Source organism: Streptomyces sp. NPDC001219 (assembly GCF_053597915.1).
This window is the reverse complement of the sequence record NZ_JBSFJF010000026.1, coordinates 62,148-77,031: the sequence shown is the minus strand read 5'-3', so window position 1 is coordinate 77,031 and position 14,884 is coordinate 62,148. Positions and strand designations below refer to the sequence as shown.

General features: G+C 71.9%; 13 protein-coding genes. 3 read left to right on the top strand and 10 right to left on the bottom strand.

What is annotated here, in order from left to right; translation table 11 throughout:
* Positions 1–108 precede the first annotated feature (108 nt).
* Together ACWC9R_RS19095 and ACWC9R_RS19090 are read right to left on the bottom strand one after the other, a co-directional pair.
* Positions 109–1,155, bottom strand: coding sequence for an ABC transporter permease (locus ACWC9R_RS19095; RefSeq protein ID WP_450732929.1), 1,047 nt, complete (start codon positions 1,153–1,155; stop codon positions 109–111).
* The gene (locus ACWC9R_RS19090) at positions 1,152–2,270 is read right to left on the bottom strand and encodes an ABC transporter ATP-binding protein (protein ID WP_450732988.1); all 1,119 of its coding nucleotides are present in this window, start codon (positions 2,268–2,270) and stop codon (positions 1,152–1,154) included. Before ACWC9R_RS19090 ends, ACWC9R_RS19095 begins: the two co-directional genes overlap by 4 nt.
* A 100-nt stretch (positions 2,271–2,370) precedes the next feature.
* On the opposite strand from ACWC9R_RS19090, the gene ACWC9R_RS19085 reads away from it, so the two are divergent.
* A complete protein-coding gene (locus ACWC9R_RS19085; RefSeq protein ID WP_450732927.1) occupies positions 2,371–2,988 on the top strand; it encodes a GNAT family N-acetyltransferase in 618 nt (205 codons plus the stop codon).
* A gap of 173 nt (positions 2,989–3,161) precedes the next feature.
* Here the strand turns inward: ACWC9R_RS19085 and mshD are convergent, their stop codons facing one another.
* Positions 3,162–4,079, bottom strand: coding sequence for a mycothiol synthase (gene mshD / locus ACWC9R_RS19080; protein ID WP_450732986.1), 918 nt, complete (start codon positions 4,077–4,079; stop codon positions 3,162–3,164).
* 175 nt (positions 4,080–4,254) lie between these two features.
* Here mshD and ACWC9R_RS19075 point away from each other — a divergent pair, with 175 nt between their 5' ends.
* Positions 4,255–6,072 carry a bifunctional metallophosphatase/5'-nucleotidase gene (locus ACWC9R_RS19075; RefSeq protein WP_450732925.1) on the top strand — a complete coding sequence of 606 codons (1,818 nt, stop codon included), beginning with the start codon at positions 4,255–4,257 and terminating at the stop codon, positions 6,070–6,072.
* Between the two features lie 148 nt (positions 6,073–6,220).
* On the opposite strand, the gene ACWC9R_RS19070 is transcribed toward ACWC9R_RS19075, so the two are convergent.
* The 4 genes from ACWC9R_RS19070 to ACWC9R_RS19055 form a co-directional block, all read right to left on the bottom strand.
* Entirely contained in the window at positions 6,221–6,703 is a 483-nt protein-coding gene (locus ACWC9R_RS19070; RefSeq protein ID WP_450732923.1) for a hypothetical protein, read from the bottom strand.
* Positions 6,704–6,778: 75 nt separating this feature from the next.
* A complete protein-coding gene (locus tag ACWC9R_RS19065; RefSeq protein ID WP_450732921.1) occupies positions 6,779–7,255 on the bottom strand; it encodes a hypothetical protein in 477 nt (158 codons plus the stop codon).
* Positions 7,256–7,569: 314 nt separating this feature from the next.
* Complete coding sequence (locus ACWC9R_RS19060) at positions 7,570–8,496, bottom strand: aminoglycoside phosphotransferase family protein (protein WP_450732919.1); 927 nt, start codon at positions 8,494–8,496, stop codon at positions 7,570–7,572.
* A gap of 202 nt (positions 8,497–8,698) precedes the next feature.
* Positions 8,699–9,556 carry an SDR family oxidoreductase gene (locus tag ACWC9R_RS19055; protein ID WP_450732917.1) on the bottom strand — a complete coding sequence of 286 codons (858 nt, stop codon included), beginning with the start codon at positions 9,554–9,556 and terminating at the stop codon, positions 8,699–8,701.
* A gap of 299 nt (positions 9,557–9,855) precedes the next feature.
* Between ACWC9R_RS19055 and ACWC9R_RS19050 the strand changes: the two genes are divergently transcribed.
* A complete protein-coding gene (locus ACWC9R_RS19050) occupies positions 9,856–11,253 on the top strand; it encodes an LmeA family phospholipid-binding protein (RefSeq protein WP_450732915.1) in 1,398 nt (465 codons plus the stop codon).
* A 129-nt stretch (positions 11,254–11,382) separates the two neighbouring features.
* On the opposite strand, the gene ACWC9R_RS19045 is transcribed toward ACWC9R_RS19050, so the two are convergent.
* The 3 genes from ACWC9R_RS19045 to ACWC9R_RS19035 form a co-directional block, all read right to left on the bottom strand.
* Positions 11,383–12,861, bottom strand: a complete 1,479-nt coding sequence (locus tag ACWC9R_RS19045) for an ATP-binding protein (RefSeq protein WP_450732913.1) — start codon at positions 12,859–12,861, stop codon at positions 11,383–11,385.
* Complete coding sequence (locus tag ACWC9R_RS19040) at positions 12,858–13,592, bottom strand: response regulator transcription factor (protein WP_450732911.1); 735 nt, start codon at positions 13,590–13,592, stop codon at positions 12,858–12,860. The genes ACWC9R_RS19045 and ACWC9R_RS19040 overlap by 4 nt, the downstream gene beginning before the upstream one ends.
* Positions 13,593–13,708: 116 nt before the next feature.
* Positions 13,709–14,800, bottom strand: a complete 1,092-nt coding sequence (locus ACWC9R_RS19035) for a S1C family serine protease (protein ID WP_450732909.1) — start codon at positions 14,798–14,800, stop codon at positions 13,709–13,711.
* Positions 14,801–14,884: the final 84 nt, after the last annotated feature.

The following is a 14,884-nucleotide window of genomic DNA, read 5'->3' as shown; positions in this document are numbered from 1 at the left end:
GGCGAATGCCACGGCGAATGCGACGACGAGCCAGGGGTCCGGGAATAGCCAAGAGGGGCGATCAAGGATCGCCCCTCAGGTCCGCCTCCGGACTCCCCCGGCCGCTTTTCAGCCGTGCCGACGCCGCATCACCCGGAAGGCGATCATCGTCAGCACGGCCGCCAGAGCGAGCACGAGGCCGCTCTCGATCCACGCCAGCGGCCAGTGGTGCGACGCCGGCTGGTAGTCCATGTACTGGCCGACCGCGCCCCGTGCGCGCAGGCAGGGCTCCATGTCGCCGAAGGAATCGCAGAGGGTGTCGGGCAGATGGGCGCCGGAGCGGGTGTAGTACCCCTGCCCCACCAGCCAGGCGTTGTCCGGCAGCTGGGCGGACTCCTTGGGCCCGAACTCGGCGGTCCTGATCGGCATCAGATACGGCCTGACCTGCTTCAGCACGAACGGGGTCAGGATCATGGCGCCCAGCGTCACGCCCATGGCCGACACCGTACGGCGCAGCAGCAGACCGGCCAGCACCCCGACCGCCAGGCCCAGCAGCGCGTAGGCGACCGGCACCGGGCCGAGGACGGCGAAGTCGACGGTCGAGTACCAGTAGGCGCCGGAGACCTCGTCGCCCGCGGCCTGCCACAGCCAGGTGAACACCGCCGAGAGCGCCGTGACACCGCTCAGCACGACCAGCGCGGGCAGTGCGGCCTTCGCCGCCAGCCAGCGCAGCGGGCCGACCGACTGGGTCAGCACGAGCTGGTGGGTGCCGGCCTCCAGCTCGCGGGCGATCAGCGGTGCGCCGAGGAACAGGCCGATCAGCACGGGCAGCAACAGCAGCCCCATCTCGGCGAGTTGCAGGGCCCAGCCGTAGGTGCCGCGGAATTCGGTGACCGCCTCCTGGGTACCGTCGCAGCGCGGGACGAGGGAGATCAGCGAGCAGCCGTCGATGTGGTGGGACGCGATGAACCCGGCCATCCGGCCGCGCAGCACCACGCACCAGGCCGCGCCGCCGACCACGGCGGCGAGCAGCAGGCCGAAGAACAGCCGGTGCTGCCGCCAGACCAGCCAGACGAGACCGCGCAGCCGTCCGCGGCCACCCGGCTCCCGGCCCGCGCCGGGACCGCCCGTGACGGGTCCGGTCCCGTTCGCCCCGAGGTGTGCTGTGGTGGTCATGCCGCCGCTCCCTTGCCGCTGTGATGGGTGTGCCGTGTGCGTGCCGGGCCGTCCGGCGGGTTCTTCCAGGTGTTGCGCCGGCCTGGCGGGCCGGGCGGTCCGTTGCGCGGCATGCCGGGGATGCCGGGCTTGTGGCCGGGCCGGCGGCGCTGCGGCGCCGGGGCCGGTTCCGCGCTCGGTGCGATCAGATCGGGCACGCCGGGCGCGCGCAGATAGGCGAGCAGGAGTTCCTCCAGGGACGGCTCGGCGGCCTCCCAGGGCCCGGCGGCGACCGGGCCCTTCCGCCGTACGACCGCGGTGAACTGACGCCCCGACAGCTGTGCCTCGACGACCGGATGCGCGGCGATCTCGGGCGGCAGCGCCTCGCTGGCGACCCCGGGCGGCAGCGCCTCGCCCCGGCGCTGCCCCATCACCAGGGCGTGCGCCCCGATGACGTCATCGACCTCGCCCGCGAGCCGCACCCGGCCGCCGCCCAGCACCAGCAGGTGGTCACAGACCCCGTCGAGTTCGGCGAGCAGGTCCGAGGACAGCACGACCGTGGTGCCGTGCTCGGCGGCCTGGGCCAGCAGCAGTGCGGTGAGCCGGTGCCGTGCGAGCGGGTCGAGACCGGCGAACGGCTCGTCGAGCAGCAGAAGTTCGGGGCGCCGGGCGAAGGCGAGGGCGAGCGCGAGCCGGGTGCGCCGGCCGCCGGAGAGGGTGCCGACCCGGGCGTCGAGGGGAAGGTGGCCGTCCCGGACGATCCGTTCGGCGCACCGCCCGCTCCAGCGGCCGGGGTTGAGTGCGCGGCCCAGCCGCAGGGTCTCGGCGACCGTCAGCCGGGGGTAGAGGGGCTTGTCCTGGGTGAGGTGGGCGACCCGGACGCGGGCCGGGGCGGCGGCCGGGGACTCGCCCCAGACCCGTACGGCCCCTTCGCGGGGGCGGGCCAGCCCGGAGACGAGCGAGAGCAGGGTGCTCTTGCCCGCGCCGTTGGGCCCGACCAGTGCGCAGATGCGGCCGGCCGGCAGCCGGAAGGTGCAGTCGCGCAGCGCCCAGCGGCGGCGGTACCGCTTGCCGAGGCCGACCGCCTCGACGGCCGTACGCCCCGAAGCCCGGCCGGTCACCTGGTCCATGGCCATCGGCCGCATCCCGCCCCCCTGAGCCATTCCACTAATTAAGTAGTGAAAGGGTGGGGGAAATGGGCTGCGGCTGTCAACCTCCGCCGCCTACGCTCCGGGCGTGGCCACCTCTTCCGCACCCTCGACGCCGCCGCTGCCGTACACCCCCGCCTATCCGATACGCACCGAACGCCTGGATCTGCGCCCCGTCACCGACGAGGACTTCGCGGCGATCCACGCCTACCAGCGGCTCCCCGAGGTCTGCCGCTACCTCTACTGGGGCCCGCTCGACGAGACCGGCTCCCGGGCCTCCGTCGCCGCCAAGGCCGCGCGGACGACGCTGCGCGAGTCCGGCGACGTCCTCCAGCTCGCCGTCGTCGTCCGGGACGGAGGCGCCCTGATCGGCGATGTCACCTTCGTCTGGACCAGCCGCGAGCACCGCCAGGGCGGCATCGGCTATGTCTTCCACCCCGGCCACGCCGGCCACGGCTACGCCACCGAGGCGAGCCGGGCGCTGCTGAAGCTGGGCTTCGAGGAGCTGCGACTGCACCGCATCCAGGCCGAGTTGGACGGCCGCAACACCGCCTCGGCCCGGCTGCTCGAACGGCTCGGGATGCGCCGGGAGGGCCATCTGCGGGAGAACGAGTTCCTCGACGGGGAGTGGAGCGACGAGGTCGTCTACGCGATGCTCGCGCGCGAGTGGCGGGACCAGCAGGAGGACGGGCGGCGGCAGGAGTAGGCCGGCGCCGCAGAAACGGGGAACGCGGTGGAGGGGGCGGCCCCCTCATGGGACCGCCCCCTCCACCGCGCTCCGGCGCGCGCCCGGCCTCCGGCCGCCACACTCAGGGTCTGAGCCGCGCTCAGGCCCGATCCACGCTCAGGTCCGAGCCGCGCCCGGCCCCTCCGCCGCGCTCAGGTCTCCGACCGGTACATCAGGTCCGTCTCGTGCGTCGCGAACCCCATCCGCTCGTACACGGTCACCGCCGCCTTGTTGTCCGCGTCCACGTACAGCATCGCCGTCGGCAGCCCCTGACCGGCCAGATGGCGCAGCCCGAGCGAGGTCAGCGCCTTGCCCAGGCCACCGCCCTGCGCGCCCGGCCGCACCCCGAGCACATAGACCTCCCCGAGGCCCTCGTCGGCGTGCACCTTGGTCCAGTGGAAGCCGACCAGCCGCCCCTCCTTCTCCGCCAGGAAGAAGCCCTTGGGGTCGAACCACGCCTCGGCCTTGCGGTCGTCCAGATCGCGCTGGATCAGCGAACCCTGCTCCGGGTGGTGCGCGAACGCCTCCGCGTTCACCTCCAGCCAGGCCGCGTCATCGGTGCCCGGCTGGAAGGTCCGTACGGACACCCCCTCCGGGAGCACCGGTTCGGGCAGCTCCAGGTCCGTCAGCGACCGCCGCATCTGCCGCAGCTCCCGGAACATCGTCAGCCCCAGCGTCTGGGCGAGGTGCCGGGCGGCCGGATGCCCGCCGTGCGCCCAGACCCGCAGCCGGCGCCCGGACTGCTCCAGCAGCTCGCCGCCCAGCGCCCGGCCGTGACCACGGCCGCGGTGCCCGGGGTGGACCACCAGTTCGGCGGCCGGTGCCTCCACCGGGTCGGTGTCCTCCAGCTGCCCGTAGGCGACCAGTTCCTCGGCGTCGTCGACGCGCGCGTACACCAGCACATGGCGCACGCCCTCGCGTGCGCCGCCGCGCAGCTGCAGCCGGCCCTGCTCGGACACGGCGGGCTGCCCGTCCGTCCGCGCGGCCCGCTCGATCAGTTCGAGGACGGCCGCGCCCGCTTCCGGTGCCGGCTCGTCGACCACCTGAATCCTGCGGGCGGCCCGGCCCATCTCCTGTCCAGCGTCATTCATGTGTGCAGCGTACGACCCCACCGGGCCCCCGGAGGAGCATCACCCGCACTCCGGCCTCTTCTCGGCAACCCGCCCGTCACCCACGCACCCCTGTTGCACTACGCGCGTCGACAATAAGCTGCCGTCCGCTCAGCAACGCCCAGGAGGGGAACCCATGCCAGCGACACCGCAACGGCGCCGCACCGTACGAAGACTGACGATCGGCGCCGCCGTACTGGCCGCCGCAGGAATCGCCGCCACCGCCCTGCCGGCCGGCGCCGACACCGGCGGCGCCGCCCGCCACGGCCGCACAGGCCGCACGGTCGATGTACAGCTGCTCTCCTTCAACGACTTCCACGGCAACCTGGAGCCGCCGCAGGGCTCGTCCGGCACGGTCGAGGAGCTCCAGGCGGACGGCAGCAAGAAGAGCGTCCCGGCGGGCGGTGCCGAGTACCTCGCGCAGTCGCTGCGGACGGCCCGTAAGGGCCACCCCTACTCGGTGACCGCCGCGGCCGGCGACCTGGTCGGGGCCAGCCCGCTGCTGTCCGGGCTGTTCCACGACGAGCCGACCGTCGAGGCGATGAACAAGCTGGGCCTCGACGTCACCTCCGTCGGCAACCACGAGTTCGACGAGGGCCGCACCGAGCTGACCCGCCTTCAGAAGGGCGGCTGTCACCCGAAGGACGGCTGCTACGAGGACGGCCGGAAGTACCGGGGCGCCGCGTTCCCCTACCTCACCGCGAACGTCACCGACGAGAAGTCCGGCAAGCCGCTGCTCAAGCCGTACACCGTCTGGAAGCACAAGGGCGTCAAGATCGGCTTCATCGGCGTGACGCTGGAGGGCACCCCCGACATCGTCAACGCCGAGGGCATCAAGGGCCTGAAGTTCCACGACGAGGTCGCCACGATCAACAAGTACGCCAAGGTGCTGAACAAGCAGGGCGTGAAGTCGGTCGTCGCCCTCATCCACGAGGGCGGCCTGCCCGCCTCCACCTCGTACAACTACAACTGCGACAGCCCCGGCCCCGGCGACGGCATCTCCGGCCCGATCACCGACATCGCCAAGCACGTCACGCCGAAGGTCGACGCGCTGGTCACCGGCCACACCCACCAGGCCTACGCCTGCACCATCCCGGACCCGTCCGGCCGGCCGCGCACCGTCACCTCCGCCGCGTCGTACGGCAAGCTCTACACCGACACCACGCTCACCTACGACCGCCGCACCCGCGACATCGTGCGGACCACCGTCAAGGCACCCCACGCGGCCAACCACGTCGTCGACCGGACGCAGCCCAAGGCCGCGGACATGACGTCGCTGATCACCCGCTGGAACAAGCTGGCCGCGCCGGTCGCCGGCCGCCCCGTCGGCCACATCTCCGCCGACATCGCCGGCCGCGGCGCGAACGCCCCCGAGGCCCCGCTCGGCGACATCATCACCGACGCCCAGCTCGAAGCCACCAAGGCGGACGGCAAGGGCGGCGCCCAGCTCGCCCTGATGAACCCCGGCGGCATCCGCTCCGACCTCGCCTTCAAGGCCTCCGGCTCGGAGGGGGACGGCGTGGTGACCTACGGCGAGGCCTTCACCGTCCAGCCGTTCACCAACATGACGAACGTCGTCGACCTCACCGGCGCCCAGCTGCTGACCGCCCTGCAACAGCAGGTCAGCGGCCCCAACGAGGCCTCCCCCAAGATCCTCCAGGTCTCCGAGGGCCTCACCTACACCCTCGACATGACCAAGAAGGGCGCCGACCGCGTCGTCAAGGACTCGGTGAAGCTGAACGGGTCGGCCCTCGACCCGGCCAAGACCTACCGCGTCGCGATGAACGAGTTCCTGGCCGGCGGCGGCGACGGCTTCCCCGCCTTCAAGGACGCCAAGAACAAGTACGTCGGCCCCTCCGACCTCGACGCCTTCACCGCCTACCTCACGGCCCACTCCTCAAAGGACAAGCCCCTCACGCCACCTAAGGCCGACCGGATCACGGTCGTGAAGTAGCACACGAGAGGCAGCCGGCAGCCCGCAACCGGGGGGGGCGTCACGCGGCTCCAACTCGCCAGACACACGCGTCCCCGCTCCGGCGAATCTGCCGGGGCGGGGACGTTGGCGTCGGAGCGGGGAACCCGCACCCCTTACGGCCCCTCCCCTAGGCGCCGCGCTCTGCCCCGCTCGGCCATACGACATCGACCGGCAGGCCGGCACCGCGGGCCTGCTCAACGGTGTCGGCGGTGCCGCCTTTCCCTGTGGACGGCACGCCATCCCACACCGCAACGAGCCGGTCGGCCCGCTTCAGGAGCTCACCGTTGGCGGCTTCGTACGCTTCCCGACTCGCCGCGTCATACGGCATGGCCACCACCTCAGCAGCAGCAGCCAACCGGTCAAAGGCAGGGGCGTGATCGGGCTTGACCTTCACCTGCCGGTAATCCCGCGAGGGCAGGACGACGACCAGACGCCCCCCGGCCTCGACGACCGCCTCGGCAAACAGGGTGTCGGAGCCGCGTGCCAGGCAGGTGACCCCGGTCAACTCGCCTGCACGGTGTTCGCGCAGCAAGTCCCGCAGTGCCTCCTCCACCAGGGGCACGGTGCTCTCCGAGAGGTCCATGTGCCCGGTGACGGCGATGGTGGTCATTCTCTCCATGTCTCCCTATGTCGCCAGCAACTCGCGGATGCGGTCCCGGGCCTCGCGGAGTGGGCCGGGGCAGAGCTAATCGCGCTCCGCCCCGTCGGGCCAGACGATGTCCACCGGCACCCCGGTGCGTCGTGCGTAGGCGACCACGTCAGCGGTTCCGCCGAAGCCACGCGCCGCCTCCCCGTCCCACACTGCGATCAGCCGGTCAACCAGCCCTACCAAGATCTCGCTCCCCGCCATATGCGCCTGTGAGGTCGATTCGTCCATGCCCGTGTGGTGCACTTCCACGGCCTGTCGTAGCAGCGCGTCGTAGGTGGCGTGATGCGCGGACGGCAAACCGTCGCGGTACCGCTCAGCGGGAATCACCACCTCGATCCGGCCGCCGATGGCCAGCACGGATTCGGCGAACCATGCGTCGGGCCCGTCAGCGACGCACGAGACACCGCACAGCTCCGTCGGTTCATACTTCGTCACCTCGGCCTCCAGACTCGCCCTGACGAGCTTCTCGACCGCGGCCGACAGCCCACGATGCCCCGTGATCCCGACCTTCACAGCAGCGCACCTTTCGTCGTGGTCAGAGGAAGACTCCATAGAGGCGTTCATCGAAATCACGCACGATCTTCGCCGGCGTTGCCGATGTGTAGCCCCTACGTAGCGCACGTGCCCGTTCAACGATCCGGCCAGACTTGTATCGCAGGCCGATCTCCAAAGCACGCGCGCCCAATCCGAACGCTGCGTCCAAGCGACCACCTGCCAGATGCCCGGACGCTACATCGAGTGTCAACAATGCTCTTTGCTTCTCATGCCCAGCCGTCATCACCGCACCGGCCGAGCCCTGCGTAAGGCGCACTGACCCCGACCCGCCCTCACCCCACCCCGAACCACGTTTCCGCCAGGGACTCCAAGGTCGGTTCGGGTGGGGCGGGGAGTTCGCGGAGGTAGCGGGGGAGGTTGCCGTAGACGTGGAGGAGGGTGTGGGACAGGAGTTCTTCGGGGGTGAAGGTCTCGCCGTAGGCGCGGAAGACGCGGGCGAGGAGGCGGGGGTCGGCGCGGGAGACGTAGAGGCCGACGGCGACGAAGTCGTAGGCGGGGCGGCCGAGCATCGCGGGTTCGAAGTCGAGGAGTCCGGTCAGCCGCCAGTCGTCGTGTTCGTCGACGGTCAGATGCTGGCGCATGAACTCGGTGTGGAGGAGGACGTCGGGCCCGGGGGCCGAAGGGGGTGCGGCGGCGAGGAAGGCGGGGATCTGTTCCAGCCAGGGTTCGGGCAGGCCGTGGGCGCGCTGGCGGTCGACCGCCGTGGTGCGCTGCCGGTCGAGGAAGGCGTCCCAGTCGCCGGGGCCGAGGAGCCCGGTGAGCGGTGCCGGGTCCAGGGCGTGCAGGGCGGCCAGGGTCTCGCCGGCCTCGGTGGCGATCCGGTCCTGGTCGGCGCGGGGGATGCGGGGCCAGCAGACGGCCAGGTCGGTGCCGCGCAGCCGGGACATCAGGACGTAGCGCCAGCCGTTCTCGTACGCGCCGGCGTCGTGGACGTACGGGGTGGGGACGGGGAGCCGTCCCTGGAGCTGGGTGAGCACCCGGGCCTCGGTCACGCCGTCGTCGGCGGCTGCGGCGGGGAACAGCTTGAGGACGTAGCGCCGCCCGACGGCGTAGACGGGCTGGGAGCCGGCCGGAAAGCGGGTCAGGGGGTGGGCACCGATGCCGAGCCGGGCGCAGAGCGCCTCGGCGCCCGGCCGCATCACCGCTTCGTCGGGGACGACCGCGTCCCACTCGTCGTCCGTGTCCACGCGAGGCAGCATGCGCGGACGGTATGGCGGAGGGCCGGGCGGCGGCAAAGGATTTTCGGCGGGGAGGGAGCGATGGGGGTTTGCCCTGGAGGGAGTTGGGGATTCCCCGGCGGGCGAGACACCGCGGCCGGGGGGGCCGCCGGGCGCACCGGCACCGCCGGCCACAGCCGCACCGGCAGCCCGGCGGGCACATCCGCACCGGCGGCCCGTCCGGTCAGGAGAAGTCGGCGGCGTGGTCCCGCGCCCACTCGGCGAACGTCCGGGGCGGGTGGCCGGTGATCCGCTCGACGGCGTCCGAGGCCGGGAACGGCGGGGCGTCGACCGACCGGCCGAACAGCCGGACCAGCTCCAGCGCGGCCTCCTTGGGGAAGTGCGGCCCGGCCATCGCCTCGGCCGCCGCCTCCTCGGAGATCTGCTCGACCCGGGTCTCCTTGCCGGTCGCCCGCCCGATCTCGGCGACCTGCTCGGCCACGGTCAGCTCCTCCGGGCCGGTGACGAGATACGCCTGGCCGAGGTGTGTGCCGCTGCGGTCCAGCAGGGCGGCGGCCGCGACGTCCGCGAGGTCGGCCTCGTGGACGGGGACGCCCCGGGCGCCCGGGTGCGCGTCGCGGACCACCCCGGTCGCGCGGATCGACGGGGCCCAGGACAGCGCGTTGGTGGCGTAGTTGCCGCCGCGGACGAAGGTCCACTCCAGGCCGGAGCCCCGCACCGCGCGCTCCAGACCGGCGTGCAGCCGGGCGATGTGGTGGGCGTCGTCGTCCGGGGTGTCGGTCACCGCCATCGAGGAGTTGAGAACGATCCGGCGGACCCCGGCCCGGACGGCGGCCCCGGTCAGCGCGACCGCGGCCCGGTCGCCGCCGGCCGCGAGGTTGAGGAACAGGGCCTCGGCACCGGTCAGCAGCGGTACGAGGTCGTCCGTGTCGGTGAGGTCGGCGCGGACGGTCTCGGCCGCCGCGGGCAGTCCGGCGCGCTCCGGGTCGCGGGTCAGCGCGCGTACCGCGGCGCCGTCCGCGAGGAGCCGGCCGACAAGTCGGCGGCCGATATTGCCTGTTGCGCCGGTCACAACGATCATGGGAGCAGCTTCCTGCGACTTCATGGGATGACGACCGTCTTCCGTTTGTTGGGTGAATGCACTGAATGCGAGGAAGGAAACGAAAAAGCCGGGCAATGGCGCGGGGAGTCCTGGTATGGATCAATGGAGGCGGACAAGCCGCACACTGTTGCACGGGTCACCAAGAGATGTGACGGTAGTTCAAGTCCCCCTGGATGTACGGCAATTTTTTGCCAAGACCGCCGGGACAAGCCTCATGTATCCGACTTACTTCCGGTACGACTTGCGTTCAAGGGACCCGCTCATGGTGAGATGAGCGGATGCGAACCCCCACACGCATATCTTCACCCTCGCCCACGCCCGCCGCGACGCACCCCGATTCCGTCGCCCCGGGCGCCCCGGACGACCCCACCGGCGACACCAGAAGCTTCGCAGCGGTCAACCCGTACGCGGACCTGGCAGCCCTCGCCGACCCCGAGCCGGAGCCGGAGCCCGAGCCGGAATTCGGCGCGTTCGACACCACTCCCCGGCGCCGCAGCTACCTCAACGAGCGCGACGACAGCGACGACCCGCTGGGCCTCGGACTGCGCTCGGACGACGAGAGCGCCGAAGCCTGGAAGCCGCCGAACCACCGCCGGAAGAACCGGCGCAAGAAGCGCGGTCTCGGCAGCTTCGCGGCCATGTCGATCACCTTGAAACTGCTGGTCACGGCGCTGGTCGGGGTGTCATTCCTGACGCTCTTCGACCGTTTCGCGGTGCTGTACGTGCAGAACGCGGCCGCGAAAAAGGTGAAGGACGCCCTGCATCTGAACGCCACTCCCGAGGTCGACATCAAGGGATTCCCGTTCCTCACCCAGGTCCTCGACAAGCACGTTGACCAGGTGAAAGTCACGATTCCCGACCTGGCCGCCGACCGCGTTTCGCTGGCGAAATTCGAGGCCACCGCGAACGACGTGCGGATCGACGGCGATCTGCCCAGTTCCATCAAGGGCGCCACGATCGGCACCATGAACGGCAGCGTGCTGCTCGCCTTCGACGACATGAATCGCGAACTGGGCGCCTCGCAGGTGAAGTTCAGCGAAAGGGGACCGAACGCGGTGCGCGCGGTCGGTCAGCTGCCGATCGCCGGCCATGAACTGGGCGTACGGGCCGAGGCGCGCATCCAGCGGGCCGGTGACCGCGGTGTCTCCACCGACATCAGCCGGATGCGCCTGGACATCGGCGACATCGCCACCTACCGCCCCGGCACCGGCAAGGAGGAGGGCCTGCGGCTGACCCGCAAGACCGCCGCCGAGCTGAGCCGGCAGGCCGCCAAGGTCAGGTCGATGCTGAGCATCCCGGCGATCGTCGACCGGATCGGCATCCCCAAGCCGTACATCCAGGAGGCGCTGCACAACGAGGAGAAGCTGCACCAGCTGACCGGCTCGCCGCGCTTCATCGAGAAGCTGATGAAGGTCAACCTGGTCGACGTGGTGGCCGACCACCCGTGGCTGCTGCAGAAGGTCGGCATCGACCCGAAGATCCTCGGCGCGCTGACCGGGCTCACCAAGCCGCAGCTCGCCGACCAGCTCTCGCTGTCCTTCCAGCTTCCCAAGACGCCGGGGAACGTCCGGCTGCGCAACATCTCCGTGGAGGAGGACGGCATCCGCGCCGACATCACGGGGTCGGAGCTGCCGTTCGGGGACGCGGCGAAGAAGCAGCCGCAGAAGGAGAAGTAGCCGCAGAAGCAGGGGACTCGCGGCCTGGGGCCGCGGTGACGGACGCCGTAGGGGGCGGGTCCGGCACCGCGGCCCCTGTGCATGGCGGCGGGGTCGGCACCGCGCCCCCGGGAGCGCCCGGCGGGCCCGCTACCGCGCCTGGCCGCCCGGCGGCTCCGGCATCCCGGGCGGCGGCGTCGCGGCGCCCGGCAGCGTCAGCACCGCCTCGGTGCCGCCGAGGTCGGCGGACCGCAGCCGCACCGCGCCACCCGCCTGCTCCGCCGTCCGCGCCACGATCGACAGCCCCAGGCCGCTGCCCGGCAGGCTGCGGGCGGACGGTGAGCGCCAGAACCGCTCGAAGACATGCGGCAGTTCGTCCTGCGGAATGCCGGGACCGTGATCGCGTACGGTCAGCTCGCCGCCGGACAGCCGCACCTCGACGGTACCGCCGGGCGGGCTGAACTTCACCGCGTTGTCCAGCAGGTTCACCACCGCCCGCTCCAGCGGGGCCGGCTCGGCCCGGACGTACCAGGGAGCGAGGTCCGCCGCGATGGTCAGCGACGGGCCGCGCAGCCGGGCCCGCTCCAGCGCCGCCCCGACGATCTCGTGCAGCGCCACCACCGCGACGGCGCTCTGCCCCGGCGCCGGCGGCCGTGACAGCTCCTGGAGATCGCCGATCAGCGCCGCCAGCTCCCCCATCTGCGCCTTCACCGAGGTCAGCAGCGCCTCCTTGTCGGCGGGCGGGATCGGCCGGCCGGCCCGCTCACTGCGCACCAGCAGATCGATGTTGGTACGCAGCGAGGTCAGCGGCGTCCGCAGCTCATGACCCGCGTCCGCGATCAGCTGCTGCTGGAGGTCGCGGGAGGCGGCCAGCGCCGCGGTCATGGAGTTGAAGGAGCGGGAGAGCCGGGCGATCTCGTCCTCGCCCTCGGCCGGGATGCGGATGGCCAGGTCCTCGGTGCGCGCGACATGCTCGACCGCGTCGGTCAGCCGGTCCACCGGCTTGAGGCCGGAGCGCGCGATGACCAGACCGGCGGTGCCCGCGCCGACGACGCCCAGCCCCGCGACGGCCGCCAGCAGCAGCGCGAGGCGGTTCAGCGCGCTGTCGACCTCGGTCAGCGGACGCGAGATGGACACCGCGAACTGCACGCCCTGAACGCCGATGTGCTTGGTCAGCACCCGCACGTCCGTGCCGCCGGTGGTGACCGCGTCGTGCAGGGTGTCCCGCGCCACGCCCTGCGCCACCGCGACATCCGCGCGCTGCACCTGCACCGGCTGGGAGTTGGGCCCGATACAGCGCGAGCCGTCGACCTGGACGATCTGGACGTTGTAGTAGGAGGGCGGGGCGTTCTTGCTCTCGGTCGGGTCGGTGGGCTGGCATTTGGCGTAGGTCAGCTGGAGGTAGTCGGCGGGGACGGTGACGTTCTGCAGCGAGCTGTCCACCTCGTCGCGCAGCTGGGCGCGGGCGAGCAGCCAGCAGGCCAGCGCGGAGACCGCCACCGCCACCGCCACCGCGGCCGCGGTCAGCAGGGTCAGCCGCTGGCGCAGCGGCAGCCGCGCCATCCAGGCGCCGAGCCGGCTGCGCGCACCGCCCGCCGCCGCTCCCCCGTACGTGGTCGCCGTGCTCATTCCGCCCCGCCGTCCGTCCGCAGGACGTAGCCGACCCCCCGCACGGTGTGCACCAGCCGCGGTTCGCCGCCCGCTTCCGTCTTGCGGCGCAGATACATCACATACACGTCGAGGGAGTTGGAGGTCGGCTCGAAGTCGAAGCCCCATACGGCCTTCAGGATCTGTTCGCGGGTGAGCACCTGCCGCGGATGCGCGAGGAACATCTCCAGCAGGGTGAACTCGGTACGGGTCAGCTCGACGTTCCGGCCGCCCCGGGTCACCTCCCGGGACGCCAGGTCCATCCGCAGGTCGGCGAAGCTCAGCACCTCGCCCTCCTCGGGCGGCGCACCGGCCGCCGCGTACGAACTGCGGCGCAGCAGGGCACGGATACGGGCCAGCAGCTCGTCCAGCTCGAAGGGCTTGACGAGATAGTCGTCGGCGCCGGCGTCCAGCCCCGTGACCCGGTCGCCGACCGTGTCCCGGGCGGTCAGCATCAGGATCGGCACGGTCATCCCGCTCGCCCGCAGCCTGCGGGCGGCGGTCAGGCCGTCCATCCGGGGCATCAGGACATCCAGCACGATCAGTTCGGGGTCGTAGGCCGCGACCTTCTCGACCGCGTCGAGACCGTCGACCGCCTGCTCGGTCACATACCCCTCGAAGACCAGCGAGCGCTGCAGGGCCTCCCGGACCGCGGGCTCGTCGTCGACGATCAGGATGCGGGCGGGGTGGTCACCGTGCTCGGCGGGGCTCATGTGCGTGGATACCTCGGACCTCGGATGGCTGCGGAGGGGTGCGCTTAACCCTTACACGAACACGGGGGATGTGTGAGGGTGCCGCCCGGTCTCCTCGCGCGGCGGCCGGCGGGTGGTCAGACCCCGCCGTTGCCGCCGCCGCGCAGCGTGTCGAGGTCGTCCTTGACGGTGTTGATCGGGATGGCGAAGCCGAGGCCGACGCTGCCCGCGCTGCTGCTCGACGCCGAACTCGGCGAGTACATCGCGGAGTTGATGCCGATGATCTGCCCCTGCATGTTGATCAGGGCGCCGCCGGAGTTGCCGGGGTTGAGCGAGGCGTCGGTCTGTATGGCCTTGTACGAGGTCTTCGACGAGCCGGTGTCGCCGTTGTACTCGTTGCCGCCGAACTCGAACGGCCAGCCCCCGCGGTCGCCCGGCTTGCGCTGCTGCCCCTGGCCCTCCTCCTTGGGGACGGTGACATCCCGGCCGAGGGCGGAGACGATGCCGCTGGTCACGGACCCGGTGAGACCCTCGGGCGAGCCGATCGCCACCACCTGGTCGCCGACCGTGATCTTGTCGGAGTCGCCGAGCGAGGCCGCCGTGAGGCCCTTGGCGCCGCGCACCTTCACCAGTGCCAGGTCCTTGTCCGGGTCGGTGCCCACGACCTCGGCCGTCTTCCGGCTGCCGTCGCTGAAGGTGACCGTGACGGTGTCCGCCCCGGACACCACGTGGTTGTTGGTGACGATCTCGCCGTCGCTGGTGACGACCACGCCCGAGCCGGTGGACTCGCCGCCGGCGGTCTGCGCCCTGATCTCCACGATCGCCGGGCTGACCGCCTTGGCCACGCCCGAGACCCCGCTGCCGCTGGTCTTGCCCGCGTTGACGAGCGGGGTGGAGGAGGTGTTCTGCGCCGAGGTGCCGGTGGCGCCGGCGATCAGTGCCGCGCTGCCGCCCCCGACGAGACCGGACGCGAGCGCCACCGCCGCGATCAGCGCCACCGGCCGCCGGGCCCGGCGCCGCGGTGCGGGCGCGTACGGGGGCGGCGGCGGAACCGTCTGCTCGCCGAAGGCGGCGTACGGGGCGCCCGGGGCACCGGCGGTCCCCCCGTACGGCTCGTGGCCGTACTCCTGCGCCGGGCCGTGGCCGTAGCCCTGGCCGTGCTCCTCGCCGTACGCGTACGGCCGGTCCTGTGGCATCTCATCGCCGCTTCGGCGGTGGCTCTGGGTCATGTAGACGACTCTGCTGCCGCTCCATGAGAGCTGCCTGAGAACGTCCTGAGAGACCCGACAGAAGTGGGTATGCCCGGTATAAGG

What these genes read in the sequence shown, in the direction of transcription:
- ACWC9R_RS19040 (WP_450732911.1), bottom strand. Translation starts at nt 13,592, where the DNA reads ATGAGCCCCGCCGAGCACGGTGACCACCCCGCCCGCATCCTGATCGTC.
- ACWC9R_RS19055 (WP_450732917.1), bottom strand. Translation starts at nt 9,556, where the DNA reads ATGATCGTTGTGACCGGCGCAACAGGCAATATCGGCCGCCGACTTGTC.
- ACWC9R_RS19050 (WP_450732915.1), top strand. Translation starts at nt 9,856, where the DNA reads ATGCGAACCCCCACACGCATATCTTCACCCTCGCCCACGCCCGCCGCG.
- ACWC9R_RS19060 (WP_450732919.1), bottom strand. Translation starts at nt 8,496, where the DNA reads ATGCTGCCTCGCGTGGACACGGACGACGAGTGGGACGCGGTCGTCCCC.
- mshD (WP_450732986.1), bottom strand. Translation starts at nt 4,079, where the DNA reads ATGGGCCGGGCCGCCCGCAGGATTCAGGTGGTCGACGAGCCGGCACCG.
- ACWC9R_RS19070 (WP_450732923.1), bottom strand. Translation starts at nt 6,703, where the DNA reads ATGACCACCATCGCCGTCACCGGGCACATGGACCTCTCGGAGAGCACC.
- ACWC9R_RS19045 (WP_450732913.1), bottom strand. Translation starts at nt 12,861, where the DNA reads ATGAGCACGGCGACCACGTACGGGGGAGCGGCGGCGGGCGGTGCGCGC.
- ACWC9R_RS19090 (WP_450732988.1), bottom strand. Translation starts at nt 2,270, where the DNA reads ATGGCCATGGACCAGGTGACCGGCCGGGCTTCGGGGCGTACGGCCGTC.
- ACWC9R_RS19095 (WP_450732929.1), bottom strand. Translation starts at nt 1,155, where the DNA reads ATGACCACCACAGCACACCTCGGGGCGAACGGGACCGGACCCGTCACG.
- ACWC9R_RS19035 (WP_450732909.1), bottom strand. Translation starts at nt 14,800, where the DNA reads ATGACCCAGAGCCACCGCCGAAGCGGCGATGAGATGCCACAGGACCGG.
- ACWC9R_RS19075 (WP_450732925.1), top strand. Translation starts at nt 4,255, where the DNA reads ATGCCAGCGACACCGCAACGGCGCCGCACCGTACGAAGACTGACGATC.